The following is a 25662-nucleotide window of genomic DNA, read 5'->3' as shown; positions in this document are numbered from 1 at the left end:
AACGGTCCACTGATCATCGAACACATGTGCCGCATACCCCTGACCGTGGCTCCCGTACACACCTGACGACCCGACGGAACGAGCGTCAGGCGAGCGTCGAGACTGTCCTGCGATGACTCCACGGAAGCCGGAGTACATCGCTGCGATCCTTCGGCCGCTGAACGAAACCGCAGTTCAGGAGCATTTGTCCGCAAGCGACGCACTTCGCGTCGTGCGCCCACGGAAACGTGTCGACGCAACCCACTCGAAACCTGAGAAATCGACAAATCGGCAGGTCAGCGCTTCTTCTCGGCAGGCTCCAAAATCGCCACGCACTCCACATGATGCGTCATCGGGAACAAGTCGAACGCCCGCAGCACCCGCACCCGATACCCCCCATCCCGGAAGTACCCCAAGTCCCGGGCCAGCGCCGCCGGATCGCAGGCCACGTAAGCGATCCGCCGCGCCCCCAGCGACGCAAGATGCTCCACCGTCTTCTTGCCCGCGCCCGCCCGCGGCGGATCCAGGACGATCAGGTCCACCTCCGTGATCCCCGTGCGCGGAAGGACCGACTCGACCTTGCCCTGCTCGATCCGTACGCGGTCGAAGGAGGCCAGGTTGTGGCGGGCGTCCTCCACCGCCCGCTTGCCCGACTCGATGCCGAGGACCGCGCCCGTCTCGCCGAGGCGGTCGGCGAGGGCGCCCGCGAAGAGGCCGACGCCGCAGTACAGGTCGAGGGCCATCTCGCCCTTGCGCGGCAGCAGGCCCTGCATGACGGCCTTGACCAGGGTGTCGGCCGCCTTCGGGTGGACCTGCCAGAAGCCGCCGCTGCCGACCCGGTGCGTCCGGCCGTCCGCGCGCTCGCGCACGAACGCGCGGCCGTGCACGCGGTGCACCCCGCCGTCCTTCTCCTCGACCCGCATGACCGACACCGGGCGGTCCAGTTCCACGAGTGGGAGCCGGGCGCCGGGCCGGGGTTCCAGAATGACCATGCGGTCCTGGGAACCCGTCGCCGCGATCGCCTCGACCGACTCCATGCCGGACCAGTCCCGCCCCTCGATGCCCAGCTCGCTGACGCCCGGCGCCGCGATCATGCAGTGCTCGATCGGCTCGACCTCGTGGGAGCGGTGACGGCGCAGGCCCGCGTTGCCGTCCGCGTCCACCGCGTACTGCACCCGGGTGCGCCACGCGGGCACCTCGCCGGCCGGCAGCTTGTCGCCCTCGGCAGGCATCACGGTGCCGTCCCAGCCGACGTCCTCGGGGGTGAGGCCCGCGAGCCGCTGGAGCTGCTCGGCGATCACCTCGCCCTTGAGGCGGCGCTGCGCGCCCGGCTTCGCGTGCTGCCAGTCGCAGCCGCCGCAGCGGCCGGGGCCCGCGTACGGGCAGGGCGCCTCGATGCGGTCCTTCGAGGCGTCGAGGACGGTGACCGCGTCCGCGCGCAGGAAACGCGCGCCCTCCTCGCCCTCCGTCACCCGGGCCACGACCCGCTCGCCGGGCAGCGCGTGCCGGACGAAGAGGACCTGGCCCTCGGCCGTACGGGCGACGCAGTGCCCGCCGTGGGCGACGGGGCCGACCTCGACCTCGTACTCCTCCCCCACCAGCGACTTCACCGGCGACCCCGCCGGCGACTTCTTCTCTTCTGCCTGCATGGCGGGGTGACTCCAGGTGCGAAAGGGGGAACGGCCGGACACCGGTCCGGGGCGGACGGCCCGGGACAACAGCCCACCAGTCTACGTGGGCGCCGCCCGGCCGCCGAACACGAGCCGTCAGCCCTTCCGTGAGCCCGGCCGTCAGCCCTTTGAACCGGATGAACCCGTACCCGAGGACTCCCTCGGCCGCGTCTCCGCCGGCCCCCGCCGCACCGCTCCGGGCGCACTCCAGTCCGCGCGCCTGCGGGCCCGCTTCTTCGCGGCCTCGGAGGACTCGAGCTGGTAGGGCACGGAGGTCACCATGACGCCGGGGGTGAACAGCAGGCGGCCCTTGAGGCGCAGGGCGCTCTGGTTGTGCAGCAGGTGCTCGTACCAGTGGCCGACCACGTACTCGGGGATGATCACGGAGACCGCGTCGCGCGGGGACTCCCGGCGCAGCCCCTTCACGTACTCGATGATCGGGCGGGTGATCTCGCGGTAGGGCGAGTCGAGGACCTTCAGGGGTACGTCGATGCCGCGCCGTTCCCACTCCGCGCGCAGGGCCTTGGTCTCCGCCGGGTCGACGTTGACGCTGAGCGCTTCGAGGGTGTCGGAGCGCAGCAGTTTGGCGTAGGCGAGGGCGCGCAGGGTCGGACGGTGGATGCGCGAGATGAGGACGACGGAGTGGACGCGGGAGGGCCGGACGCTGTCGTCGGAGGGGACCTCGGGCGCGGCGATCTCGGTGGCGACCCGGTCGTAGTGCTTACGGATCGCGCTCATCGTCGCGTAGAAGATGCACATGCCGAGCAGCGCGACCCAGGCACCGTGGGTGAACTTGGTGAAGAGGACGACGACCAGGACCAGCCCGGTGAAGAAGGCGCCGAAGGTGTTGATGGCCCGGGAGCGGACCATGTGGCGGCGCTTGGCCGGGTCGCGCTCGGTGGCCAGGTGGCGGTTCCAGTGGCGCACCATGCCGGTCTGGCTGAGCGTGAAGGAGACGAAGACGCCGACGATGTAGAGCTGGATCAGCCGGGTCGAGTCGGCCCCGTAGATGATCACCAGCAGCATGGCGGCGCCCGCGAGGAGCACGATGCCGTTGGAGAAGGCGAGCCGGTCGCCGCGGGTGTGCAGCTGGCGCGGCAGGTAGCGGTCCTGCGCCAGGATCGAGCCGAGCAGCGGGAAGCCGTTGTACGCGGTGTTGGCGGCGAGGAAGAGGACCAGCGCGGTGGCCGCGGCGAGCACGATGAACGGGAAGCTGTTGTGCCCGAACACGGCCTCGCCGACCTGGGAGATCACCGGGTCCTGGACATAGCCGGAGCCGACCGGCCTGCCGTTGTGGATCAGGTCGGCCGCGGGGTTCTCGGCCATCCGGACCTTGGTCGTCATGGCCAGGGCGATGATGCCGCAGAACATGGTGACGGCGAGCAGGCCCATCATCGCGAGCGTCGTCGCGGCGTTCTTCGACTTGGGCTTGCGGAACGCCGGGACGCCGTTGGAGATCGCCTCGACACCGGTGAGCGCCGCGCAGCCGGAGGAGAAGGCGCGCAGCAGCAGGAAGACCAGGGCGAAGCCCGCGAGCCCCTGGTGCTCGGCCTTGATGTGGAAGTCGGCGGTCGGCGCGCGCATCGTGTCGTCGAGGACGAGGCCGCGGAAGGCACCCCAGACGATCATGATGAAGACGCCCGCGACGAAGACGTACGTCGGGATCGCGAAGAGCTTCCCGGACTCCTTGACCCCGCGCAGGTTCATCAGGGTCAGCAGCACGATGACGGCGACCGCGCAGATCACCTTGTGTTCGACCACGAAGGGCACGGCGGAGCCGAGGTTCTCGATGCCGGAGGCGATGGACACGGCGACGGTGAGGACGTAGTCGACGAGCAGCGCGCTGGCGACCGTGAGGCCGGCCTTGGGCCCGAGGTTGGTGGTGGCCACCTCGTAATCGCCGCCGCCGCTCGGGTACGCGTGCACGTTCTGCCGGTACGAGGCCACGACCGTGAACATCAGCACCACGACCGCGACCGCGATCCAGGGGCTGAAGTGGTAGGCCGACACGCCCGCGATCGACAGGACCAGCAGCACTTCTCCGGGGGCGTACGCCACGGAGGAGAGGGGGTCGGAGGCGAAGACGGGGAGGGCGATGCGCTTCGGCAGGAGAGTCTCTCCGAGCCGGTCACTGCGCAGGGCGCGCCCGATCAAGATCCGTTTGGGCACGTCGGTCAGTTTGGACACGCAGAGGATCGTAAGCGTTCGAACGGGCACCCGCCCACCCGCCACCCGGCATCTGCCCTACGAGTGAATTAGCCGACCCTCCCCGCTGCGGATTCCGTGGCCGGAGAGATTGACATGCCTATATGACGAAACCCCGCTCTTCTCCCTCCCCTCCCACTGCCATTGGAGACCTCATGCACACCACCGCGGAGCTCGTCGGCGCCCTCGCCGGACTGGCCGGCCTCGGATTCCTGACTCTTGCCAGCGTCCGCAGCATCAGCCGGCGCTGAGAGCCCGTGTCCGGGTACCGGCGACCGCGCGGGCTACCTGCAAGGGGGTGCCGTCGCCGTACCGCGCGTGTGTAGCTTGGGCCGCGGTCTGAGACCCTGTTCCACCTGAGCTGTGACCATTGAGATCGGAAGGACGGTCGTGCACATCGTCATCATGGGCTGCGGAAGAGTGGGCTCCGCTCTTGCCCAGACCCTGGAGCAACAGGGGCACACGGTCGCCGTGATCGACCAGGACCCCACCGCCTTCCGACGACTGGGCTCCGGGTTCGGCGGCCGCCGTGTCACCGGGGTCGGCTTCGACCAGGACACCCTGCGCGAGGCCGGCATCGAGGAGGCGGGCGCCTTCGCCGCCGTCTCCAGCGGTGACAACTCCAACATCATCGCCGCCCGGGTGGCCCGCGAGATGTTCGGCATCGAGAACGTCGCGGCGCGCATCTACGACCCCCGGCGGGCCGAGGTCTACCAGCGGCTCGGCATCCCGACCGTGGCCACCGTCCGCTGGACGGCCGACCAGATGCTCCGCCGGCTACTGCCCTCGGGTGCCGAACCGCTGTGGCGCGACCCCACCGGCGGGGTCCAGCTCGCCGAGGTGCACGCCTCGCCGTCCTGGGTCGGCCACAAGATCAGCCGGCTCCAGGAGGAGACCGGGGTGCGCGTGGCGTTCCTCACCCGGCTGGGCGAGGCGATGCTGCCGACCTCGCAGACGGTGCTCCAGGAGGGCGACCTGGTGCATGTGATGATGCGCACGGACGACGTCGAGAAGGTCGAGGCGGCGTTCGCCGAGGGCCCTGAAGAGGAGGCCGGTCACTGATGAGGGTCGCCATTGCCGGTGCCGGCGCCGTGGGCCGCTCGATCGCGGGCGAACTGCTGGAGAACGGGCACGAGGTCCTGCTGATCGACAAGGCGCCGACCGCGATCTCGGTCGAGCGCGTGCCGCAGGCGGAGTGGCTGCTCGCCGACGCCTGCGAGATCACCTCGCTCGACGAGGCCGCGCTCCAGCGCTGCAACGTGGTCATCGCGGCCACCGGCGACGACAAGGTCAACCTGGTCGTCTCGCTGCTCGCGAAGACCGAGTACGGGGTGCCGCGGGTCGTCGCCCGGGTGAACAACCCGAAGAACGAGTGGCTGTTCAACGAGTCCTGGGGCGTGGACGTCGCCGTCTCCACCCCGCGGCTGATGTCGGCCCTGGTCGAGGAGGCCGTCAGCGTCGGCGACCTGGTCCGGCTGCTGCGCTTCAGCCACGGCGACGCCAACCTGGTCGAGCTGACCCTGCCGCCGGAGTCGGCCCTGGCCGGCACCCAGGTCGGGGACGTCGAGTGGCCCCAGGACACCTCCCTGGTCACCATCATCCGCGGTACCCGCGTGCTCACCCCGTCCCAGGAGGACTCCCTGGAGGCCGGTGACGAACTCCTCTTCGTGGCCGCGCAGGCCCGCGAGGAACAGTTGGAGGACCTGCTCTCGGTGCGCCGCGCGGACGCGACGGGCTGACCGCGGGACATACGACTGAGGGGCGCCCGGATCTCCCGGGCGCCCCTCACGTCTTTACGGGTACGGGCTCCACGCCAGGGCCGTCGTACGGCCGAGGGCCGCTACGCCGCACGGTGCCGCGCCCGCACCGGGCACGCGGCCTACGCCTCCCGGCGGTGCCGGGCGGGCCCGCTCTCGCCGCGCTCCTCGGCGGCCGAAGCGCCGAGCTCACGCTCCGCCTTCTCCGCCTTCTCGGCCTTCTCCGCGGCCTCCATCTCGGCGAAGACGTCGATCGGGGCGGGCGCCTTGGCCAGGAAGACCCAGGTGAGCCAGACGGCGAGCAGGAAGGGCGGGATCTTCAGAGCGACCAGGACCCAGCCGAGCTGGGTGGTGTCGGCCCACCAGTAGAGCGGGAAGAGGATCGCGCACTTGGCGAGCAGGATCAGGCCCCAGGCCCAGCTCGCCTTGGCGTACGCCTTCTTGCGGCCCGGGTTGCGGGTGCGCCAGGAGAGGTTCTCCTTGAAGACCGGGCCGAGGATCAGGCCGATCAGCGGGACGCCGGCGAGGGTCGTCACGATGTAGGCGAGCGCGAGACCGAGCGTGTAGAGCATGCCCGGCAGGTAGAAGTCCTTGGCGTTGCCGGTCATCATCGCGAAGACGACACCGAAGGCGACGCCGAAGACACCGCTGAAGGCGTGCTTGACGGTGTCCCGCATGGCCAGGCGGACCACGACCAGGAGCAGCGACACCGCGAGCGCGGCGATCGCCGACAGGTGCAGGTCCTTGTTGACCGTGAAGATGCTGACGAAGAGCAGGCCGGGCAGGACCGTCTCGACCATGCCCCGGACCCCGCCGAACGCCTCGAAGAGCGCGGCCTCGGTCACCGCCCTCGAATCCTGCTGGGCGTCTTCGGTCGGCTTGTCGAGCGACGTCACCGGCTACTCCCGTCCGAGGGGTCTGAGTTCGTACTTCGGGTTGAACAGCACCCTACGGCCCCGGCTCATCGAGACCCGGCCCGAAGCGATGAGTTTGCGGCCCGGCTCGATGCCGACGATGGAGCGCCGGCCGAGCCACACCACGTCCAGGGCCGCCGAACCGTCGAACAGCTCGGCCTCCAGGGCCGGGACACCCGCCCGCGGGCGCAGGGTGACCGTGCGCAAGGTACCAGTAACGGTGACGACCTGCCGGTCGTGGCAGTCGCCGATGCGCGTGCAGCCAGTGGTCTCGGTGTCCTCGCGGAGCTCCTCCGACTCCAGGTCCTCCTGGGACGTGGACAGCCGGTCGAGCATGCGCCGGAACCGGCCCGTCGGCTTCTCGGGACGCGGAGCAGCACTCATACAGAAAGCGTACCGGGGCCCGCCGACACCGACGCCCCCGCGCGGGCCGGACCGTGAGACCCCGGGCGCCCGCACCACCTCGTCCGCTCCCCGCCCTTCCCGTCCCCTGGATCCCCGCCCGTCCGGGTCAGCGTTCGAACCGGTATCCCATGCCCGCCTCGGTGATGAAGTGCCGCGGGTGGGCGGGGTCCGCCTCCAGCTTGCGCCGCAGCTGCGCCATGTACACCCGCAGGTAGTTCGTCTCCGTACCGTACGACGGGCCCCAGACCTCCTGGAGGAGCTGTTTCTGCCCGACGAGGCGGCCGCTGTTGCGCACCAGCACCTCCAGCAGATGCCACTCCGTGGGCGTCAGCCGTACGTCCCGGCCGCCCCGGTTGACCTTCTTGGCCGCCAGGTCGACGGTGAAGTCCGCGGTCCGTACGGTCACGTCGTCCGTGCCGTCCCCGACGGGTTCCGCGCGGCGGACGGCGGCGCGCAGCCGGGCCAGCAGCTCGTCCATGCCGAACGGCTTGGTGACGTAGTCGTCGGCGCCCGCGTCGAGCGCCTCGACCTTCTCGTCGGAGGAATGCCGGGCGGAGAGCACCAGGATCGGCACCCGGGTCCAGCCGCGCAGTCCCCGGATCACGTCGACGCCGTCCATGTCGGGCAGGCCGAGGTCGAGCACCACGACGTCCGGGTGGCGGGCGGCGGCGAGCTCCAGGGCGGTGGCCCCGTCGGGGGCCGCGTCGACCTCGTACTTGCGGGCCTTGAGGTTGATCACGAGCGCGCGTGTGAGCTGCGGCTCGTCGTCGACCACCAGCACCCTGGTGGGGGTCCGGGCACCGGTCCCGGTCAGTCGCCGCATGGCGTCAGCCTTTCCGCTGTCGTGGCGCCCGCCGCGGCCCGGCCGCGCACGGCACGGAGGCTGAGCACCATGGTGAGTCCGCCGCCGGGGGTGTCCTCGGCGTCGAGGGTGCCTTCCATGGCCTCGGCGAAGCCGCGCGCGACCGCGAGGCCGAGGCCGACCCCGGCGCCCCGGGGCGCGTCGCCGTAGCGCTGGAAGGGCGCGAAGATACGGTCCTTGGCCTCGTCGGGGACGCCGGGCCCGCGGTCCACGACCCGGACCTCGACCCGGTCGCCCAGCGCGCTCGCGGCGACCAGCACCCGCTCCCCGGCCCGGCTGTACTTGACGGCGTTCTCGACGAGATTGGCCACCGAGCGTTCCAGCAGCCCCGCGTCGACGGCGACCATCGGCAGACTCTCGGGGATGTCCAGGTCGACGCTGTCCTCGGGCACCCCGCCGAGCGCCATGGGCACGACTTCATCCAGGTCGATGGCGCGGATCAGCGGCGTGACGGTGCCGGTCTGGAGCCGGGACATGTCCAGCAGATTGCCCACGAGGTGGTCGAGACGGTCGGCGCCGTCCTCGATCCCGGCGAGCAGTTCCGCCTGGTCGTCCTCCGACCACTCGACGTCGGCGGAGCGCAGGGAGGTGACCGACGCCTTGATCCCGGCCAGCGGGGTGCGCAGGTCGTGGCTGACGGCCGCGAGCAGGGCGGTACGGATGCGGTTGCCCTCGGCCAGCGCGCGTGCCTCGTCGGCGGCGGACTTGAGGCGCCGCCGGTCCAGGACCACCGCGGCCTGGGCGGCGAACGCGGCGAGCACCCGCCGGTCCTCCGCGGGCAGCACCCGGCCGGAGAGCGCGAGCGCCATGTGGGCGCCGACCGGTACGTCCACGTCCGCGTCCTCGGGCCGCTCCAGCGGCCGGGGCCCGACACTGCCCGCACAGGTCCAGGGCGCGACGTCCCCGGTACGTTCGAGCAGCGCCACGGAGTCCATGGCGAAGGTCTCCCGCACCCGCTCCAGCAGCGCTTCGAGACTGGTCTCCCCGCGCAGCACGCTCCCGGCGAGGAAGGAGAGTATCTCCGACTCCGCGCGCAGCCGGGCCGCCTGATGAGTGCGCCGGGCGGCGAGATCGACCACCGACGCGACCGACACGGCGACACCGAAGAACACCACGATGGCGACGATGTTCTTGGGATCGGAGACGGTGAACCGGTGCACCGGCGGGGCGAAGAAGTAGTTGAGCAGCAGGGAGCCGAAGGCGGCGGAGGCCAGGGCCGGCAGCAGCCCGCCGAGCAGCGCGGCGGCCACGGTCAGCGACAGGAACAGCAGCATGTCGTTGGCGATGCCGAGGTCGGCGTCGGTGTGGGTCAGCGCGACCGCCAGCAGAGCCGGTCCGGCGACGCCCGCCAGCCAGCCCGAGACGATCCGGGACCGGCCGAGCCGCGCACCGCGGGCGACCGGCAGCCCCCGCCCCTTGGCGATCTCCTCGTGGGTGACGATGTGCACGTCGAGGTCGGGCCCCGACTCCCGGGCGACCGTGGCACCGACGCCGGGCCCGAACACGTACTGCCAGGTCTTGCGGCGCGAGGAGCCCAGCACGATCTGCGTGGCATTGACCCCCCGGGCGAAGTCGAGCAGGGCAGCGGGAATGTCGTCACCGACGACGTGGTGGAAGGTCCCGCCCAGATCCTCCACGAGCGTGCGCTGCACGGCGAGTTCCTTGGGCGAGGCGGAGGTGAGCCCGTCACTGCGGGCGATGTAGACGGCGAGTACTTCACCGCCCGCGCCCTTCTCGGCCAGCCGCGCGGCCCGCCGTATCAGCGTGCGCCCTTCCGGCCCCCCGGTGAGCCCGACCACGATCCGCTCCCGCGAACCCCAGATCGCGGACACCCGGTGCTCGTTGCGGTACTCGGTCAGATAGGCGTCGACCCGGTCGGCGACCCAGAGCAGCGCCAGCTCACGCAGAGCGGTCAGGTTGCCGGGCCGGAAGTAGTTGGACAGAGCCGCGTCGACGTTGTCCGGCTGGTAGATGTTCCCGTGCGCCATCCGCCGCCGCAGCGCTTCGGGCGACATGTCGACAAGCTCGATCTGATCGGCCCGCCGCACCACCTCGTCCGGCACGGTCTCCCGCTGCCGCACCCCGGTGATGGACTCGACGACGTCCCCCAGCGACTCGAGATGCTGGATATTGACGGTCGAGACGACGTCGACACCGGCGGCGAGCAGCTCCTCGACGTCCTGCCACCGCTTGGCATTGCGCGAGCCCGGGACGTTCGTGTGCGCGAGCTCGTCCACGAGGGCCACCACCGGCGCCCGCGCCAGCACGGCATCGACATCCATCTCACCGAAGCGGGAGCCCCGGTACTCGAGCTCTCGCCTCCCGACCTGCTCGAGCCCGTGCAGCATCACCTCGGTGCGCGGCCGCCCGTGATGCTCGACGAAGGCGACGACACAGTCGGTACCCCGCTCCACCCGGCGGTGGCCCTCGGACAGCATCGCGTAGGTCTTGCCGACGCCCGGTGCCGCACCGAGATATATCCGAAGCTTGCCGCGTCCCATGCCCTCATTGTCTTCCCGTCACGGCGGTACACGCCGTGACGACCATAAGGGCAGCACTCCCGGAGAAACGGCCCGCCGAAGGCAGCGCGGCAGCTCCTTGACACAACCCTGACGCGCCCGCGGCTCAGCTCTCGACCACGACCCCGTCGCTCAGCTCCAGCACCCGGTCGGCGAGCCCCAGCAGAGCCGAGTCGTGCGTCGCGACCAGAGCGGTCACCCGCTCACTGCGTACGACGGCACGCAGCAGCTCCATCACCGCGATACCGGTCTCGGCGTCGAGCTGCCCGGTGGGTTCGTCGGCGATGAGCAGCGAGGGATTGTTGGCGAGGGCCCGGGCGATGGCCACCCGCTGCTGCTGCCCGCCGGACAGCTCCCCGGGCCGCTGCTCGGCATGGTCCGACAGCCCCACCAAGGACAGCAGAAGCTCGACGCGCTCCTCCCGCTCCCGCGGCGCGGCCCGCCGCAACCGCAGAGGGACCCCCACGTTCTCGGCGGCAGTGAGAATGGGAATGAGCCCGAACGACTGGAAGACGAACCCGACCCTCTCCCGCCGCAGAGCGAGCAGCCCGTCCTCCCCGAGCCCGCCGAGATCGACCCCGTCGACGAGCACGCGCCCGCCGTCGGGAGCGTCGAGCCCGCCGACGAGATTGAGCAGAGTGGTCTTCCCGGACCCCGAACGCCCTTTGAGAGCGACCAACTCCCCCCGAGCGACCTCGAAGGAAACCCCCCGCAACGCGTGCACGGCACCGGCCCCGCTCCCGTAGGACCGCCGCACATCCTCCACGCGCACCATCGTGCCCGTCATGACCTGGCTGTTCATGCCCCTCCCCCGTAGACCGGGCGCCAGTATGAACAACGGGCAGGGCACCGGGCAACGACTCGCCACCGGCCGCACCCAAGATCTCGAAGCCCTTCTCCGCACTGCCCGCAGCCGCAATCCGCACCGAAGGGGCAGTGCCGGTACATCACATGCCCGTCGATTGTGTGGTCGTACCGAGAGGGCACCTTTCTCACGAGGCCGGGCGACCTCGCAAGCGACGGGCGGATGTACCGGCGCGGCCCCGACTCACAACCGGCAGGCACGGCGCGCAGGACGCACAAAAGGGCCGCACCCCCGGTCAGGGATGCGACCCACGCACGCACACGCGTCAGCGAACCTCGGTGATCTCCGGTCCCCGGGCAAGCTGCCCCATGCCACCGGAGAACCGGGACCCGCCCTGCTCCTCCTGCGCGACACCCTCGGGCACCATCTGCGCATCGTTCGGCAGCTTCAGCACGATCGGATCCCGCGGAGCCATCGGCCCCTCGCCCCGGACCACCACGGTGTCCCGGAAGATCTGCTCGAGCAGCCCCGCGGCGGCCGGCTGCACCGCCCCCTGCCCGGAGATCACCCCGCGCAGGAACCAGCGGGGCCCGTCCACACCCACGAACCGTACGACCTGGAAACCACCCGTACCGTCCGGCAGCTGCACCGGCACCTGCGCCCGCAGCTCCCAGCCGAGCGGCCCCTCGACCTCGTCGATGACACCACCCTGCCGGGTGATGCCGGAGGCGATCTCCTCGCGCACCTCGCCCCAGATGCCCTCACGCTTGGGCGCCGCGAACGCCTGGAGTTGGATCGCGCTGTCCTTCAGCACGACGGTGGCCGCGACGATCGCGTCACCCGCGACCTCGACCCGCAGCTCCATGCCGTCGACTCCCGGCACGAACAGACCGCCCAGGTCGACCCGGCCCTCGGCCGGATCGCGCACCTCGGAGTCGTCCCAAGGACCATCGGGCCGCGGCTCCGGCTCGAGCCGCACCCGCTCCCGCTCCGCCTCGTCCGTCTCGTCCGCCTCGGTACCGACACCATCGGCACCCTCGACATCCTCGACGACCTGCTCGGCCTCGCTCGCCGCGTCCTCGGCGGCACTGCCCTTCTTGCGACGTCCGAACACGTCACTGTCCTTCCCGGTCGGATACGACCGAAGCGTATCGATTCCCACCCGCTGTGCCGCCCACGGCGGCATGCCCGCCGGTGGACCCGAAGCCCCCTGTGGCCCGCGCCGAGCCGGGAAGCTCCGCGACCTCCTGGAAGCGGACCTTCTCGACCTGCTGGACGACCAGTTGGGCAATCCGGTCGAAGCGCTCGAACCGCACGGACTCGCGCGGGTCGAGATTCACCACGATCACCTTGATCTCCCCACGGTACCCGGCATCAACCGTCCCCGGGGCATTCACGAGACCGACACCGCAGCGGGCGGCGAGGCCGGAACGCGGGTGCACGAAGGCCGCGTACCCCTCCGGCAGCGCGACAGACACCCCGGTGGGCAGAACGGTCCGCTCACCGGGCGCGAGTTCGCAGCTCTCGGTGGTCCGCAGATCGGCTCCGGCGTCACCGGGCTGCGCGTACGACGGCAGGGGCACGTCGGGGTCTATGCGCCGGATCAGCACGTCGAGTTCCGGACGGGGTCCACGGAGCCCCCGGTCTTCGCGGGATCCACCGTGCTCGCGGCTTTCGCGGGATCCACCGTGCTCGCGGCTTTCGCGGGATCCACCGTGCTCGCGGCTTTCGCGGGGTCCACCGTGCTCGCGGCTCACGGGTTCACCTCGAAGGCCCGGGCCCGCCGGACCTGGTCGGGATCGTCCATGGCGGCCCGGATCTCCTCGGGCCGCCCGTTCGAGGTGAAGTGCTCGACCTTGACCTCGATGAAGAGCGCGTCCGCGCGGACGGCGACGGGCCCGTCGGGACCGCCGATACGCCCGGTGGCGGTGGAGTAGATCTTGCGCCCGGCGACGGCGGTGACCTCCGCCTCCAGGAACAGCACGGTGCCCACCGGCACGGGCCGCACGAAGTCGGTCTCGAGGCGGCCGGTGACCGCGATGGTGCGCAGCAGCCAGTTCAGCGAGCCGAGCGTCTCGTCGAGCGCGGTCGCGAGCACGCCGCCGTGCGCCAGTCCGGGCGCCCCCTGGTGGGCGGGCCGCACGGTGAACTCCGCCGTGATCCGCACCCCCTCGCCCGCCCGGGCGGCGAGGTGCAGGCCGTGGGCCTGCTCATCGCCACAGCCGAAACACTGTCCGTAATGGGCGCCGAGGAGCTCGCCCGGGGCGGGCGCGTCGGGGTGCCGCACCGGCGCTGCGGCGTCGGCGGGGGGCGTCAGAGCTGCGGAAGTACCACTCACAGCCGCAGACCTTACCCGCCCACCCTGAAAGCACAGCGCCCCGAACCCGCAGCGCCCCCTCCTCCCCACCGAACCCACCCCAGGACCCGAAGCAAAGACAACTCAAAGCGAGAACAACAACCGAGCCCCCTGCTCCGGCGCGGCACGCGAACCGTGCCAAGCTTGCTCCATGCAGCTCTCCGCCCCGCCGTACGAAGAACGCCTCACCGCCCCCCGGAGCTGGTGGGCGATGTGCCTGCTGGTGGGCATCGCGATGGCCCTGGTCCTGCTCCCGTTCGGCACCCTGCCGCTGCTCGGCGGCCTCGTGGGCGGTACGGCGGTGGCGGCGATCGTGGCCAGCTCCTACGGCTCGGTCCGCATCCGCGTGGTCGGCGACTCCCTGGTGGCCGGCGAGGCGAAGATCCCGGTCACGGCGCTCGGCGAGGCCGAGATCATGGACCAGGAGGAGGCACGGGCCTGGCGCACGTACAAGGCGGACCCGCGCGCCTTCATGCTGCTGCGGGCGTACATCCCGACGGCCCTGCGGGTACGTGTCACCGACCCGCAGGACCCGACCCCGTACCTCTACCTGTCGACCCGGGAACCGCAGCGTCTGGCCGCCGCCCTGAAATCCGCCCGCACCACCGCACAGGCGTAACCCGCCGCACCACCGCACAGGCGTAACCCGCCGCACCACCGCACAGGCGTAACCCGCCAGCACCACCACGCAGGCGTTACGCGCCGGGACCGCCACGCAGGCGCGGCCCGCCCGCGGGCGAACGTTCAGTCCCCGGCCCCGAACTCCCGCCGGAACTCCCCGCCCCCCAGAGCGCGCGGACGCGGCCGCACAGGCCGCTCCAGCGGCGGCAGCTCCGGCAACGCGTCCCACGGCACCTGCGCCTTGCGCAGATCGGCCCGGATACGCCCCGCGAGCCGTCTGGTGTCACGGCTGTTCATGACCGCCCCCACGGCCGCTCCGACCATGAACGGCATCAGGTTGGGCAGGTCCCTCATCATCCGCTTCATGATCTGCTGCCGCAGCTCACGCTTCATGGGCCCGCCGAGGGCGGTGCTGAAGGTGGACGGTCTGGTCACCACGATCCCGCGCTCGCCGGACCACGAGTTCAGATACGTGGTGCTGCGCTGGGTGAGGGTGCCGGGGGGCCGCAGGCCGTAGACCTCGTGCAGTTCGGCGATCAGCTTCAGCTCGATCGCGGCGACGCCGGTGATCTCGGCGGCGAGTTCTGTGGGCATCGCGGGAGGTACGGGCAGCATCGCGGCCGCGCCGATACCGGCTCCCACGGTGGACGTCGCGGCGGCTGCGCCGGCGACGAGTCTGTCCGCGAGCTGTTCGGGGCCGAGGCCCGGGAACTGCTTGCGGAGGGTCGCGAGGTCCCGTACGGGGACGCGCGGAGCGGTGTCGATGATGCGGTCGGCGATGTACGCCAGGCCCGCTCTCGCCCGGCTGCCGCCCTTGCGAAAGCCTTCTCTGAGGTCGTACCGCCCGACCGGGTTGTACCGCCCGACGAAGCCGTCCCGACCGAAGAGATCGTGCCGCCCGGCGAAGCCGTACCGCCCGACCAGTGCGCGACGCCGGGCACCCGGCGCAGCGGCGTCGACGGCGTCATCGCCGGCATCGGTGATCTCGGTGACATCGGCGACCGGATTCGCTTCACGCGCTTCGGAATCCGCTTCACGCGCTTCGAGCGAGGCTGTTCCCGTCGGGGAAGAGCCTCGCTCGTCGTCACGCGCGCCGCCGGAGCCGTCGTACGGCCCCGGGCCGTCACCGCCGTCGTCACCGTCGCGGGAGCCGCTCTGCGACTCCACAGAGCCGTCCTGCGGCTCCACGTCCGCTCCCCGCGGGAAGCGGCGCTTCCAAGGAGGGGTCGAGCCAGTCACGGCCGACCCTGCCTCAGTCGCAGTCGCGGCAGATCGGCTGACCGTTCTTCTCGCGGGCCAGCTGGCTGCGGTGGTGCACCAGGAAGCAGCTCATGCAGGTGAACTCGTCCTGCTGCTTGGGCAGCACCCGGACGGCCAGCTCCTCGTTCGAGAGGTCCGCGCCGGGCAGCTCCAGGCCTTCGGCGGCCTCGAACTCGTCGACGTCGACCGCGGAGGTCGACTTGTCGTTCCGCCTGGCCTTCAGCTCTTCAAGGCTGTCCGAGTCGACGTCGTCGTCGGTCTTGCGTGGGGTGTCGTAATCCGTTGCCATGTCGCTCTCCCCCTCTGGGTGTCTGCGGTGTCTCCAGCGCACGTAACGCGTGAGAGGCCGGACTTGTGCCCGACCCGAGGCGGAGATTTTGCCTCACATCAAGGTCTGTTACTCAATCGACACCCAACCGGACTCCTCATGAGTGATCGGCTTGGATGGCGATGGGGACCGTACACGGTCCGAATGTCGCACTTCAAAGCGGTCTCACCGTGTACTTCCCGTGATCAAGACCCCCGAAAACCCGGATTTTACGGGCTTTCTGGGGGTCCACATGATCACAGAGAGTAGATGGCCTGAAAATCGCTTCTGTGATCGATCACACATTGGACTCCGGGACGAGTGCCCCGAAAATTCCGCGCAAAGCGAACATCGCCGTGTGTCGGCGACATGCTCTCAGACCGGCAGGGTGACCCGCATCACGAGCCCACCTCCCTCCCGCGGCTCCGCGTGGATGTGTCCGCCGTGCGCGCGGGCGACCGAGCGGACGATGGAAAGGCCGAGGCCCACGCCCTTGTCGCTGCCCGTGCGCTCGGTACGCAACCGCCGGAAGGGCTCGAAAAGATTGTCGATCTCGTACGCGGGCACCACGGGCCCGGTGTTGGAGACGACCAGCACCGCCTGGCCGTGCTGGACCTCGGTGGTCACCTCGACCCAGCCGCGCTCCGGTACGGCGTCACCGGTCGGCACGTTGTACCGCACAGCGTTCTGCACCAGGTTCAGGGCGATCCGCTCCAGCAGTACGCCGTTGCCCTGGACCACCGCGGGAGCCCGCTCGCCGCGGATCTCCACGCCCTTGGCGTCCGCCTCGCTCCTGGCCTGGTCGATCGCCTGCGAGGCCACCTCGGCGAGGTCCACGGGCTTGCGCTCGACGATCTGGTTGTCGCTGCGGGCGAGCAGCAGCAGCCCTTCGACGAGCTGCTCGCTGCGCTCGTTGGTCGCGAGCAGCGTCTTGCCGAGCTGCTGGAGCTCCACCGGGGCTCCGGGGTCGGAGAGGTGCACCTCCAGGAGCGTGCGGTTGATCGCCAGCGGCGTCCGCAGCTCGTGCGAGGCGTTCCCGACGAACCGCTGCTGGGCGGTGAAGGCCCGCTGGAGCCGTTCCAGCATGTCGTCGAAGGTGTCCGCGAGCTCCTTCAGCTCGTCGTCCGGGCCGTCCAGCTCGATGCGCCGGGACAGGTCCGAGCCCGCCACCGCGCGCGCGGTGCGGGTGATCCGGCCGAGCGGCGAGAGCACCCGGCCCGCCATCGCGTAGCCGAAGGCGAAGGCGATGATCGCGAGGCCGAGGAGCGCGAGCAGCGAGCGGCTGAGCAGGTCGTCGAGCGCGTGCTGGCGCTGCTCGTTGACGCAGGCGTACATCGCGTCGTTGAGCTCGCTGGCCGTCAGCTTCTGCGGGAAATTGCAGGTCTGGCTGGTGACGCCGCCGTAAGTGATCTTGAAGGGCAGTTCGCTGCCGACGGTCAGGGCCTGCGCGGCGAGCAGATAGATGATCGACAGCAGCAGGATGCCGGCGATCAGGAACATGCCGCCGTAGAGCAGGGTGAGCCGTATCCGGATGGTCGGCCGCAGCCAGGGGAACGGTGTCTGCGGTTTCCTCGGGTCCCAGGTCGGCTTCGGGGGTGCCGCCGGGGGTGCGGGTGTGCCGGCCACGGGGGTCAGATCCGGTAGCCCGAGCCGGGCACGGTGACGATCACCGGCGGCTCGCCGAGCTTGCGGCGCAGGGTCATGACGGTCACCCGCACCACGTTGGTGAACGGGTCCGTGTTCTCGTCCCAGGCCTTCTCCAGGAGCTGCTCGGCCGAGACCACGGCGCCCTCGCTGCGCAGCAGCACCTCCAGGACGGCGAACTCCTTCGGCGCGAGCTGGACCTCGGTGCCGTCGCGGAAGACCTCGCGCCGGTTCGGGTCGAGCTTGATGCCGGCCCGCTCCAGGACGGGCGGCAGCGGGACGCTCGTACGGCGTCCGAGGGCCCGTACGCGCGCGGTGAGCTCGCTGAACGCGAAGGGCTTGGGCAGATAGTCGTCGGCGCCGATCTCCAGCCCCTCGACCCGGTCGCTGACGTCGCCGGAGGCCGTGAGCATCAGCACGCGGGTGGGCATGCCGAGCTCGACGATCTTGCGGCAGACGTCGTCGCCGTGCACCAGGGGGAGGTCGCGGTCGAGGACGACCACGTCGTAGTCGTTCACGCCGATGCGCTCCAGGGCGGCCGCACCGTCGTACACGACGTCGACGGCCATGGCCTCCCGGCGCAGTCCGGTGGCCACCGCATCGGCGAGCAGCTGCTCGTCCTCGACGACGAGTACGCGCACGTCGCTTGTCCTTCCTCTGTCCGCCCGCGCGGCGCCGCATGGGCGCGCGTGAGCGCTGTCTGTCTCCGGTAAGACCTCCATCCTGCCCTTTTCGGCCATAAGTCGGCTGTAAGGCGGGGGCGGAGACGGGCGGAGACCAGCCGGACGCGGGCCGGACGCGAGGTCCGGAGCCCGGCCCAGAAATGCCGGATTTTCTCGTGCGGCCGAGGTTTCCCCGCGAGGAGACAGGGGGAGGACGGCTTTACACCCCGCGATCACGCTCTGCTCGTGGCAAGCCGTCCCCCGGTACGCCAACCCGCTTCTCCGCAGAGCGGGCGTGGGTGTCCGGCACCGTCGCCGCCCAGCCCGGGCAGCGCTGGGCACCCCTGAGAGACGTGATCGCCCCTTCCGAACGGCACACCCCCGTGCCACCGACCCACGACCCAGGACGAGGGGGCGCAGCATGGACGCTTTCACCGCAGGACTTCTGCAGCGCATAGAGGCGACCGAGTCCGACCTGACGCGGGCCCGCGAGACAGGCGACGACTTCCTCGCGGAGGTCGAGCAGGGCGAGCTCGAGGACCTGCACCGCCTGGCGGCGGAGCACGGTGTGAAGGTCGGCGCAATGCACGCCTGATCCATTCGTACGTCGGCGGGGCCCCGGTATCGATCCAGTACCGGGGCCCCGCCGCATGTCCGTAAGCCTTGATTCCTCAATGTCCGTACGCCTGATGTCCGTACGCCTGATGTCCGTACGCCCTGATGTCCTGACGACCGGTCGCCGGACGTGGGCGCCGGCGCGTGCCGGCGGTCGTCAGTCGTGCCAGGCGCCGAGGGCTTCCAGCCGGGTCTGGAGCGGCTCGAAGAGGCCGGGCGGGGCCGCCACGGTCAGCTCGGTCGACAGGGGCTCTGAGGGGCGTCCACCGGTGAGCGCGCCCGCCTCGCGGGCTATCAGGTCGCCCGCCGCGTAGTCCCACGGGTTCAGCCCGCGCTCGTAGTACGCGTCGAGGCGGCCCGCCGCCACGTCGCACAGGTCGATCGCGGCCGAGCCGCCGCGGCGGATGTCCCGCACCTCGGGGATCAGCTCCCGTACGACGTCGGCCTGCCGGGCGCGGCGCTCGGCGAGGTAGCCGAAGCCCGTGCCGACGAGGGCCAGCGCGAGGTCGGGGGCCCGCCGGACCCGGACCGGCCGGTCGTTCAGGAACGCGCCGCCGCCGAGCACGGCGCGGAAGGTCTCGCCGCGCACGGGCGCGTGCACCACGCCGACGAGGGTCTCGCCGTCCTTGCGGGCCGCGATGGACACGGCCCAGCTCGGCAGCCCGTACAGATAGTTCACCGTGCCGTCGATCGGGTCGATCACCCACTCGACGCCGCTGGTGCCCGCCACGCTGGCGCCCTCCTCGCCGAGCACGCCGTCGTCCGGTCTGCGGTCGGCGAGCATGGCGGTGATCAGCTTCTCGGAGGCGATGTCCATCTCGGTGACGACGTCGACGGCGCTGGTCTTGGTGGCGGCCACGCCCAGGTCTGCGGGGCGGCCGTCGCGCAGGAAGGTGCCCGCGCGGTGGGCGGCCTCCAGCGCCAGGTCCAGCAGTTCCGCGCTGAGCCGGTCGTTCGCGGTGGCGGTCACTTCGCTCCTCATGCGTAGAACCTCAGGCGTAGGGGCTGTCGGCGCCCGCGGCGGCGGGCCTGGGGGCGCGGGCGGGGCAGCAGCCCACGGGGCACAGGTCGTGGCTCGCGCCCAGGGCGCCGAGGGCGCAGGGCGCGACGGCCCGCCCGCTCTCGGTGGCGGCGCGCTCCAGGACGAGGTCGCGGATCGCGGCGGCGAAGCGGGGGTCGGCGCCCACGGTGGCCGAGCGGCGCACCGGCAGGCCCAGCTCGGCCGCCTTGGCGGTGGCCTCGGTGTCCAGGTCGTACAGCACTTCCATGTGGTCGGAGACGAAGCCGATGGGGGCCATCACGACGGCCGGGACCCCGGCGGCGTGCCGCTCCTCCAGGTGGTCGCAGATGTCCGGCTCGAGCCACGGAATGTGCGGGGCGCCGGAGCGCGACTGGTAGACGAGCTGCCAGGGGTGGTCGATGCCGGTCTCCTCGCGGACCGCGTCGGCGATCACCCGGGCGACGTCCAGGTGCTGCCTGACGTAGGCTCCGCCGTCCCCGTGCTCCGGCTCCGGGCCGCTGGTGTCGGCGGCGGAGGTGGGGATGGAATGCGTGGTGAACGCCAGGTGCGCGCCGGCCCGGACCTCCTCGGGCAGCTCGGCCAGCGACTTCAGGACGCCCTCGGTCATGGGCCGCACGAAACCGGGGTGGTTGAAGTAATGACGCAGCTTGTCCACGTGGGGCACCGGCAGACCCTCGGTCTCCAGCGTGGCCAGGGCCTCCGCCAGGTTCTCCCGGTACTGGCGGCAGCCCGAGTACGAGGCGTAGGCGCTGGTGGCCAGGACCAGGATGCGGCGGCGGCCGTCGGCGACCATCTCGCGGAGGGTGTCGATCAGGTACGGCGCCCAGTTCCGATTGCCCCAGTAGACCGGGAGGTCGAGGCCGGCCGCCGCGAAGTCCTTGCGCAGGGCGTCCAGGAGGGCGCGGTTCTGGGCGTTGATCGGGCTGACCCCGCCGAACAGGAAGTAGTGCTGGCCCACTTCCTTCAGGCGTTCCTTGGGGATGCCGCGGCCCCGCGTCACGTTCTCCAGGAACGGGACCACGTCGTCGGGGCCCTCGGGGCCGCCGAAGGACAGCAGGAGCAGGGCGTCGTAGGGGCTGGCATCGAGCACGTCTGGCATGCGTAGATCCTCCCACCCGCCACTGACAACCGGGATCGGGGCCCACGGCGCGGCGTACATGGGCTTTTCGTACCCGTAAGCTGTGTCGGCTGGCTTTACGCCTTACCCGGCCCCGCGGCCCAGCCTCCCGACCCCGCTCCTCACCGGATCCCGACCAAGGACACCCCGTGCCCAGCCCCTACCGCGCCCTGTTCGCCGCCCCCGGCTCCAAGGGCTTCTCCGCCGCGGGATTCCTCGGCCGGATGCCGCTGTCCATGATGGGCATCGGCGTCGTGACGATGATCTCCCAGCTCACCGGCCGTTACGGGCTGGCCGGCGGGCTCTCGGCGACGATCGCGCTGGCCGCGGCGGCGCTCGGCCCGCAGGTGTCGCGGCTCGTGGACCGGTACGGGCAGCGGCGGGTGCTGCGCCCGGCGACGCTGCTCGCGCTGGCGGCGGCCGCCGGACTGCTGCTCGCCGCGCACTTCGGGTGGCCGGACTGGGCGCTGTTCGTGTGCGCGGCCGGCATCGGCTGCGTGCCGAGCGTCGGCGCGATGATCCGGGCCCGCTGGGCGGCCCTGTACGGGGGCACCCCGCAGCTGCACACCGCGTACTCCTTCGAGTCGGTGGTGGACGAGGTCTGCTTCATCTTCGGGCCGATCATTTCCATCGGTCTGTCCACGGTCTGGTTCCCGGAGGCGGGTCCGCTGCTGGCCGCATGCTTCCTCGCGGCCGGTGTCTTCTGGCTGACCTCCCAGCAGGCGACCGAGCCGGTGCCGCATCCGCGCGAGCACCACACCGGCGGCTCGGCGCTGCGCTCGGCGGGGCTCCAGGTGCTGGTGGCGACCTTCGTGGCGACCGGGGCGATCTTCGGCGCGGTCGACGTGGTGACCGTGGCCTTCGCCGAGGAGCGCGGGCACAAGGGCGCCGCGAGCGTCGTCCTCGCGGTGTACGCGGCGGGTTCCTGTGCCGCGGGTGCCGTATTCGGGCTGCTGCGCTTCGCGGGGGCGCCGGAACGCAGGTGGCTGCTGGGCATCTGCGCGATGGCCGTGAGTATGATCCCCCTCCTACTGGTCGGGAACCTGCCGTTGCTGGCCGTGGCGCTGTTCGTTGCGGGGCTGTCCATCGCGCCGACGATGATCACGACGATGTCCCTCATAGAGCAGCACGTCCCACGCGCGAAACTGACCGAGGGGATGACCTGGGTGAGCACCGGGCTCGCGGTCGGGGTCGCGCTCGGCTCCTCCGTGTCCGGCTGGGTGATCGACACCGCCGGCGCGAAGGCCGGGTACGGGGTTCCGGCGGTCTCCGGGGCCGTCGCGGTCGTGGTGGGTCTGCTCGGCCACCGCCGGCTGACCAGGCCGGTTCCGCGGCAGGAGGGGACCCATGAGCAGCACAGCGACCGGGCGGAGCGGAACGTGGCGTAACTGGGCGGGCACTGTCACCGCCCGTCCGGCGCGGGAGGTCGCGCCCGCCTCCGTGGACGAGCTCGCCGCGGCCGTGCGCACGGCCGCCGAGGACGGTCTGCGGGTGAAGGCCGTCGGCACCGGGCACTCCTTCACGGCCGCCGCCGCGACCGACGGGGTGCTGGTCCGCCCTCAGCTGCTCAGCGGGATACGGGAGATCGACCGGGCGGCCGGCACCGTCACCGTCGGCGCGGGCACCTCGCTCAAGCGCCTCAACCTGGCTCTCGCGCGCGAGGGACTGTCGCTGACGAACATGGGCGACATCATGGAGCAGACGGTCTCGGGGGCGACCAGTACGGGCACGCACGGCACCGGACGCGACTCGGCCTCGATCGCCGCGCAGATCAAAGGACTGGAGCTGGTCACAGCCGACGGCTCGGTGCTCAGCTGCTCCGAGCGGGAGAACCCCGACGTCTTCGCGGCGGCCCGGGTCGGACTCGGCGCCCTGGGGATCGTCACCGCGATCACCTTCTCCGTGGAGCCCGTCTTCCTGCTCACCGCCCGCGAGGAACCGATGACCTTCGACAGGGTCACCGCGGAGTTCGACGAACTCTTCACCGAGAACGAGCACTTCGAGTTCTACTGGTTCCCGCACACCGGCAACTGCAACACCAAGCGCAACAACCGCAGCGTGGGTCCCGAACGGCCGGTCGGCCGGTTCAGCGGCTGGATCGACGACGAGTTCCTCTCCAACGGCGTCTTCCGGGCGGCCAATCTGCTCGGCCGCGCCGTCCCCGCGGCCATCCCCTCGATCGCCGCGGTCTCCAGCCGCGCCCTGTCCGCCCGGACGTACACCGACATTCCCTACAAGGTCTTCACTTCTCCGCGCCGGGTGCGCTTCGTGGAGATGGAGTACGCCGTGCCGCGCGAGGCGCTCGTCGAGGCGCTGCGCGAGCTGAGGCGGACGGTCGACCGCTCGGGCCTGCGGGTCAGTTTCCCGGTCGAGATCCGCACGGCGCCCGCGGACGACATCGCGCTCTCCACGGCGTCCGGCCGGGAGAGCGCGTACATCGCCGTCCACATGTTCAAGGGGACGCCCTATCAGGCGTACTTCACAGCCGCCGAGCGGATCTTCACCGCCCACGAGGGGCGGCCGCACTGGGGCAAGGTGCACACCCGGGACGCCGAGTACTTCTCCGGGGTCTATCCCCGCTTCGGCGAGTTCACCGCTCTGAGGGATCGGCTTGATCCGGAGCGTCGCTTCCAGAACGACTACTTGCGCCGGGTTCTGGGGTCGTAGCCGCGGAGCCGCTCGGGGTGGGCGCCGGACTCGTCGCGTCCTCGCCGGAGTCCCCGTCGCCGTCCTGGCTCGGAGTGGCGTCGGGGGTCTGCGCCGGGCTCTGCTCCTGGGTGCTCCCGTCGCCCGGAGCCGAGTCGTCACCACCGGTCGGGGTGCCGCTCTCCTGCGACGCGGACGGCGAGGACGAGGGGTCGGGGGACGGCGTACTGTCCGCCGAGGACGACGTGTTGTTGCCGGTCAGCGCGTCACGGACCGTGGTACCGCCCCCGCCGCTGAAGCTGTCGCCGGACACCAGCTCGTACGTCGTGATGCCCGCCATGGTGACGCCGAAGACCAGGGCCGCGGCGATCAGCGGGCGCCGCCGGCCGCGGGCACGCGCGCGATAGACGGTGCCTTCGCCGAACTCGTACGCCGGTGTGACGGCGCCCGGCTCCCGCGCCGGGCCGGGCCTGACCGGCCTGCCCTGGGCCGTCGCATCACGGATCTGCTCACCGGTGCGCTTGAAGAAGTGCTGGAAGACCGTGCCCCCGCAGGTGGCGATCACACTCACCACCCCGGCACCCAGGATCGTCCCGTACACCCCGAAGTAGGAGGCCAGTTTGGCCGCCACCACGGCGGCCACGGCGCTGCCGGCGACCTGCGGGAGGCTCAGGTCCACCCGTTTCCTCCTCGGCTCCTGCGCGGCTTCCGACTTCTCGCCCATTCCCGAACCTTGCCTGCCTTTCCCGTACTTGCTCGACCTACTGCACGAGAAGGGGACGTACGGGCGAAACGATTAGTTCCGTTTCTGGGGATTACGTGAAGTGCGCCACGTTTTACTTCACGAAGACCGGCAAGAGAGGGCCCAACTCCCACCCGGCGCAAGAAGTTGAGCGGCGCGCCGATCCACGTAGGTGGCCCGAATGGAGTACTGTGGCGAGCCCTGGGTCCGGACTCCCGCCAGGGTGTCCGGGGCCTGCACAGGACCGCCGGGAGGGGGATCGTTGCACAGGGTGATGAGTTTCGTCACTTAGCGTTGCGAACAGGTAACCGTGCCATAACGGCGATCTTGGGCCCGCGCCCGACACGCCGGGCAACTCGGCAAGGTTGTGGCAGGCTGCACCCGGGCAGGCCACACTCGACTAGCGGAAGCAGCGACGCACGTGACGTCGGCAGGCACCACCCGGGAGGTCCCCATGCCCGAACTGCGTGTCGTGGCCGTCTCCAATGACGGCACACGGCTGGTGCTGAAGGCTGCGGACAGCACGGAGTACACCCTTCCGATCGACGAACGGCTCCGCGCCGCCGTGCGCGGCGACCGTCCCCGCCTCGGCCAGATCGAGATCGAGGTGGAGAGCCATCTCCGCCCCCGAGACATCCAGGCACGTATACGTGCCGGCGCCTCCGCGGAGGAGGTCGCCCAGCTCGCCGGCATCCCCGTCGACCGCGTCCGCCGCTTCGAGGGCCCCGTGCTCGCGGAGCGCGCCTTCATGGCCGAGCGGGCCCGTAAGACCCCCGTCCGCCGGCCCGGCGAGAACGCCGGACCGCAGCTCGGCGAGGCCGTGCAGGAGCGGCTGCTGATCCGCGGCGCCGAGAAGGACACCGTCCAGTGGGACTCCTGGCGCCGCGACGACGGCACCTGGGAAGTGCTGCTGGTCTACCGGGTCGCGGGCGAGCCCCACTCGGCGAGCTGGACCTACGACCCGCCCCGGCGGCTGGTCCAGGCCGTGGACGACGAGGCGCGCTCGCTGATCGGCGAGTCCGACGACCTCGCGGCGCCCGAGCCCAGCTTCCCGTTCGTGCCGCGGATCGCCCGGCTGCCCCGCGACCGCCCGCTGGACCGCGCCCTGGACCGGCAGTCCGAGCGGCCGAGCCTGCCGGCCGCCGCTCCGGACCCGGCCGAGGAGAACCCGGCCGAGCGCGACTCGCTCACCAGCCTGCTGGAAGCGGTGCCGAGCTTCCGCGGCGACATGGTCGTGCCCGAGCGCCCCTCGGCCACCGAGCGTCCCGCAGTGGAGGAGCCGCCCGCACCCGAGCCCGAGGCGGAGGAGCCCCCGGCCCCCGCCGCCTCGGCCGGCTCCGCCTACGCGGACGTGCTGATGCCCCGCTCGGTCACCGCGCACCGGGACCGGCTCGTCGGCGCCACCGACCGTCAGGCCGAGGCCGACGGCGTGCGCCCCGGCCGCCGTGCGGCCGTCCCGAGCTGGGACGAGATCGTCTTCGGCACCCGCAGGAAGAAGCAGGAGTAGTCCGGCGGCCCACCGGCTCCGGAAAAGGGGTCCGCACCCGGCCGGGTG

At 71.3% G+C, this 25662-nt stretch carries 24 protein-coding genes; 7 read left to right on the top strand and 17 right to left on the bottom strand.

Going from position 1 to position 25662, the window contains the following annotated elements:
- Positions 1 to 275: 275 nt before the first annotated feature.
- Positions 276 to 1628 carry a class I SAM-dependent RNA methyltransferase gene (locus tag ACFV6E_RS08430; protein WP_385159781.1) on the bottom strand — a complete coding sequence of 451 codons (1353 nt, stop codon included), beginning with the start codon at positions 1626 to 1628 and terminating at the stop codon, positions 276 to 278.
- A gap of 141 nt (positions 1629 to 1769) precedes the next feature.
- On the bottom strand, positions 1770 to 3836 hold the full coding sequence (locus ACFV6E_RS08425) for an APC family permease (protein ID WP_385159779.1): 2067 nt from the start codon (positions 3834 to 3836) through the stop codon (positions 1770 to 1772).
- 408 nt (positions 3837 to 4244) lie between these two features.
- Between ACFV6E_RS08425 and ACFV6E_RS08420 the strand changes: the two genes are divergently transcribed.
- A complete protein-coding gene (locus ACFV6E_RS08420; protein WP_385159814.1) occupies positions 4245 to 4916 on the top strand; it encodes a potassium channel family protein in 672 nt (223 codons plus the stop codon).
- Positions 4916 to 5593: a potassium channel family protein gene (locus ACFV6E_RS08415; RefSeq protein WP_385159777.1), complete on the top strand. Its 678-nt coding sequence runs from the start codon at positions 4916 to 4918 to the stop codon at positions 5591 to 5593. Before ACFV6E_RS08420 ends, ACFV6E_RS08415 begins: the two co-directional genes overlap by 1 nt.
- 140 nt (positions 5594 to 5733) lie before the next feature.
- Here ACFV6E_RS08415 and ACFV6E_RS08410 read toward each other — a convergent pair whose 3' ends face one another.
- The 8 genes from ACFV6E_RS08410 to ACFV6E_RS08375 all read right to left on the bottom strand — a co-directional run bounded on the left by ACFV6E_RS08410 (position 5734) and on the right by ACFV6E_RS08375 (position 13454).
- Positions 5734 to 6507 (bottom strand): DUF3159 domain-containing protein, encoded by a 774-nt coding sequence (locus tag ACFV6E_RS08410; RefSeq protein WP_385460049.1) that lies wholly within the window; start codon positions 6505 to 6507, stop codon positions 5734 to 5736.
- 3 nt (positions 6508 to 6510) lie between these two features.
- The gene (locus tag ACFV6E_RS08405; RefSeq protein WP_385159773.1) at positions 6511 to 6909 is read right to left on the bottom strand and encodes an OB-fold nucleic acid binding domain-containing protein; all 399 of its coding nucleotides are present in this window, start codon (positions 6907 to 6909) and stop codon (positions 6511 to 6513) included.
- Positions 6910 to 7036: 127 nt separating this feature from the next.
- Positions 7037 to 7753, bottom strand: a complete 717-nt coding sequence (locus tag ACFV6E_RS08400; protein ID WP_385159771.1) for a response regulator — start codon at positions 7751 to 7753, stop codon at positions 7037 to 7039.
- Positions 7741 to 10293 (bottom strand): DUF4118 domain-containing protein, encoded by a 2553-nt coding sequence (locus ACFV6E_RS08395; protein ID WP_385460047.1) that lies wholly within the window; start codon positions 10291 to 10293, stop codon positions 7741 to 7743. Before ACFV6E_RS08395 ends, ACFV6E_RS08400 begins: the two co-directional genes overlap by 13 nt.
- A 124-nt stretch (positions 10294 to 10417) precedes the next feature.
- Positions 10418 to 11113, bottom strand: coding sequence for an ABC transporter ATP-binding protein (locus ACFV6E_RS08390; RefSeq protein ID WP_385159767.1), 696 nt, complete (start codon positions 11111 to 11113; stop codon positions 10418 to 10420).
- A 328-nt stretch (positions 11114 to 11441) separates the two neighbouring features.
- Entirely contained in the window at positions 11442 to 12230 is a 789-nt protein-coding gene (locus tag ACFV6E_RS08385; protein WP_385159765.1) for a DUF3710 domain-containing protein, read from the bottom strand.
- A gap of 1 nt (position 12231) precedes the next feature.
- A complete protein-coding gene (dut, locus tag ACFV6E_RS08380) occupies positions 12232 to 12726 on the bottom strand; it encodes a dUTP diphosphatase (RefSeq protein WP_385159763.1) in 495 nt (164 codons plus the stop codon).
- A gap of 143 nt (positions 12727 to 12869) precedes the next feature.
- Positions 12870 to 13454 carry a PaaI family thioesterase gene (locus tag ACFV6E_RS08375; protein ID WP_385460045.1) on the bottom strand — a complete coding sequence of 195 codons (585 nt, stop codon included), beginning with the start codon at positions 13452 to 13454 and terminating at the stop codon, positions 12870 to 12872.
- Positions 13455 to 13623: 169 nt separating this feature from the next.
- Here ACFV6E_RS08375 and ACFV6E_RS08370 point away from each other — a divergent pair, with 169 nt between their 5' ends.
- Complete coding sequence (locus tag ACFV6E_RS08370) at positions 13624 to 14091, top strand: DUF3093 domain-containing protein (RefSeq protein WP_385460043.1); 468 nt, start codon at positions 13624 to 13626, stop codon at positions 14089 to 14091.
- A 125-nt stretch (positions 14092 to 14216) separates the two neighbouring features.
- On the opposite strand, the gene ACFV6E_RS08365 is transcribed toward ACFV6E_RS08370, so the two are convergent.
- The 4 genes from ACFV6E_RS08365 to ACFV6E_RS08350 form a co-directional block, all read right to left on the bottom strand.
- On the bottom strand, positions 14217 to 15332 hold the full coding sequence (locus ACFV6E_RS08365) for a hypothetical protein (RefSeq protein ID WP_385460041.1): 1116 nt from the start codon (positions 15330 to 15332) through the stop codon (positions 14217 to 14219).
- Positions 15333 to 15345: 13 nt separating this feature from the next.
- The gene (locus ACFV6E_RS08360) at positions 15346 to 15642 is read right to left on the bottom strand and encodes a DUF4193 domain-containing protein (RefSeq protein ID WP_005481602.1); all 297 of its coding nucleotides are present in this window, start codon (positions 15640 to 15642) and stop codon (positions 15346 to 15348) included.
- A 393-nt stretch (positions 15643 to 16035) separates the two neighbouring features.
- Positions 16036 to 17286: a sensor histidine kinase gene (locus ACFV6E_RS08355; RefSeq protein WP_385159753.1), complete on the bottom strand. Its 1251-nt coding sequence runs from the start codon at positions 17284 to 17286 to the stop codon at positions 16036 to 16038.
- Positions 17287 to 17291: 5 nt separating this feature from the next.
- On the bottom strand, positions 17292 to 17945 hold the full coding sequence (locus tag ACFV6E_RS08350) for a response regulator transcription factor (protein ID WP_385159751.1): 654 nt from the start codon (positions 17943 to 17945) through the stop codon (positions 17292 to 17294).
- Between the two features lie 442 nt (positions 17946 to 18387).
- Here ACFV6E_RS08350 and ACFV6E_RS08345 point away from each other — a divergent pair, with 442 nt between their 5' ends.
- Positions 18388 to 18561 carry a hypothetical protein gene (locus ACFV6E_RS08345; RefSeq protein WP_385159749.1) on the top strand — a complete coding sequence of 58 codons (174 nt, stop codon included), beginning with the start codon at positions 18388 to 18390 and terminating at the stop codon, positions 18559 to 18561.
- A 177-nt stretch (positions 18562 to 18738) separates the two neighbouring features.
- Here ACFV6E_RS08345 and ACFV6E_RS08340 read toward each other — a convergent pair whose 3' ends face one another.
- Both ACFV6E_RS08340 and ACFV6E_RS08335 read right to left on the bottom strand, forming a co-directional pair.
- Positions 18739 to 19563, bottom strand: coding sequence for an inositol monophosphatase family protein (locus ACFV6E_RS08340; RefSeq protein ID WP_385159747.1), 825 nt, complete (start codon positions 19561 to 19563; stop codon positions 18739 to 18741).
- Between the two features lie 10 nt (positions 19564 to 19573).
- A complete protein-coding gene (locus ACFV6E_RS08335; RefSeq protein WP_385460039.1) occupies positions 19574 to 20701 on the bottom strand; it encodes a ferrochelatase in 1128 nt (375 codons plus the stop codon).
- 80 nt (positions 20702 to 20781) lie between these two features.
- Here ACFV6E_RS08335 and ACFV6E_RS08330 point away from each other — a divergent pair, with 80 nt between their 5' ends.
- Both ACFV6E_RS08330 and ACFV6E_RS08325 read left to right on the top strand, forming a co-directional pair.
- Positions 20782 to 22107, top strand: coding sequence for an MFS transporter (locus ACFV6E_RS08330; RefSeq protein ID WP_385159812.1), 1326 nt, complete (start codon positions 20782 to 20784; stop codon positions 22105 to 22107).
- Entirely contained in the window at positions 22067 to 23386 is a 1320-nt protein-coding gene (locus ACFV6E_RS08325; protein WP_385159743.1) for a D-arabinono-1,4-lactone oxidase, read from the top strand. Before ACFV6E_RS08330 ends, ACFV6E_RS08325 begins: the two co-directional genes overlap by 41 nt.
- Here the strand turns inward: ACFV6E_RS08325 and ACFV6E_RS08320 are convergent.
- Positions 23310 to 24089 carry a hypothetical protein gene (locus tag ACFV6E_RS08320; RefSeq protein WP_385460037.1) on the bottom strand — a complete coding sequence of 260 codons (780 nt, stop codon included), beginning with the start codon at positions 24087 to 24089 and terminating at the stop codon, positions 23310 to 23312. The two genes, ACFV6E_RS08325 and ACFV6E_RS08320, sit on opposite strands and share 77 nt — an antisense overlap.
- A 472-nt stretch (positions 24090 to 24561) precedes the next feature.
- Here ACFV6E_RS08320 and sepH point away from each other — a divergent pair, with 472 nt between their 5' ends.
- Positions 24562 to 25614 (top strand): septation protein SepH, encoded by a 1053-nt coding sequence (gene sepH / locus ACFV6E_RS08315; protein ID WP_385460035.1) that lies wholly within the window; start codon positions 24562 to 24564, stop codon positions 25612 to 25614.
- The last annotated feature ends 48 nt before the right edge of the window (positions 25615 to 25662 follow it).

The organism is Streptomyces sp. NPDC059785, assembly GCF_042732375.1.
Classification (GTDB): Bacteria; Actinomycetota; Actinomycetes; order Streptomycetales; family Streptomycetaceae; genus Streptomyces.
This window is presented reverse-complemented; position numbering and strand designations above follow the sequence as displayed.

Bases quoted from the DNA above. Each gene is read 5' to 3' on its own strand.
- ACFV6E_RS08390 (WP_385159767.1), bottom strand. From the start codon at position 11,113: ATGAACAGCCAGGTCATGACGGGCACGATGGTGCGCGTGGAGGATGTG.
- ACFV6E_RS08335 (WP_385460039.1), bottom strand. From the start codon at position 20,701: ATGCCAGACGTGCTCGATGCCAGCCCCTACGACGCCCTGCTCCTGCTG.
- ACFV6E_RS08430 (WP_385159781.1), bottom strand. From the start codon at position 1,628: ATGCAGGCAGAAGAGAAGAAGTCGCCGGCGGGGTCGCCGGTGAAGTCG.
- ACFV6E_RS08415 (WP_385159777.1), top strand. From the start codon at position 4,916: ATGAGGGTCGCCATTGCCGGTGCCGGCGCCGTGGGCCGCTCGATCGCG.
- ACFV6E_RS08405 (WP_385159773.1), bottom strand. From the start codon at position 6,909: ATGAGTGCTGCTCCGCGTCCCGAGAAGCCGACGGGCCGGTTCCGGCGC.
- sepH (WP_385460035.1), top strand. From the start codon at position 24,562: ATGCCCGAACTGCGTGTCGTGGCCGTCTCCAATGACGGCACACGGCTG.
- ACFV6E_RS08320 (WP_385460037.1), bottom strand. From the start codon at position 24,089: ATGGGCGAGAAGTCGGAAGCCGCGCAGGAGCCGAGGAGGAAACGGGTG.
- ACFV6E_RS08340 (WP_385159747.1), bottom strand. From the start codon at position 19,563: ATGAGGAGCGAAGTGACCGCCACCGCGAACGACCGGCTCAGCGCGGAA.
- ACFV6E_RS08325 (WP_385159743.1), top strand. From the start codon at position 22,067: ATGAGCAGCACAGCGACCGGGCGGAGCGGAACGTGGCGTAACTGGGCG.
- ACFV6E_RS08360 (WP_005481602.1), bottom strand. From the start codon at position 15,642: ATGGCAACGGATTACGACACCCCACGCAAGACCGACGACGACGTCGAC.
- ACFV6E_RS08345 (WP_385159749.1), top strand. From the start codon at position 18,388: ATGGACGCTTTCACCGCAGGACTTCTGCAGCGCATAGAGGCGACCGAG.
- ACFV6E_RS08395 (WP_385460047.1), bottom strand. From the start codon at position 10,293: ATGGGACGCGGCAAGCTTCGGATATATCTCGGTGCGGCACCGGGCGTC.
- ACFV6E_RS08400 (WP_385159771.1), bottom strand. From the start codon at position 7,753: ATGCGGCGACTGACCGGGACCGGTGCCCGGACCCCCACCAGGGTGCTG.
- ACFV6E_RS08370 (WP_385460043.1), top strand. From the start codon at position 13,624: ATGCAGCTCTCCGCCCCGCCGTACGAAGAACGCCTCACCGCCCCCCGG.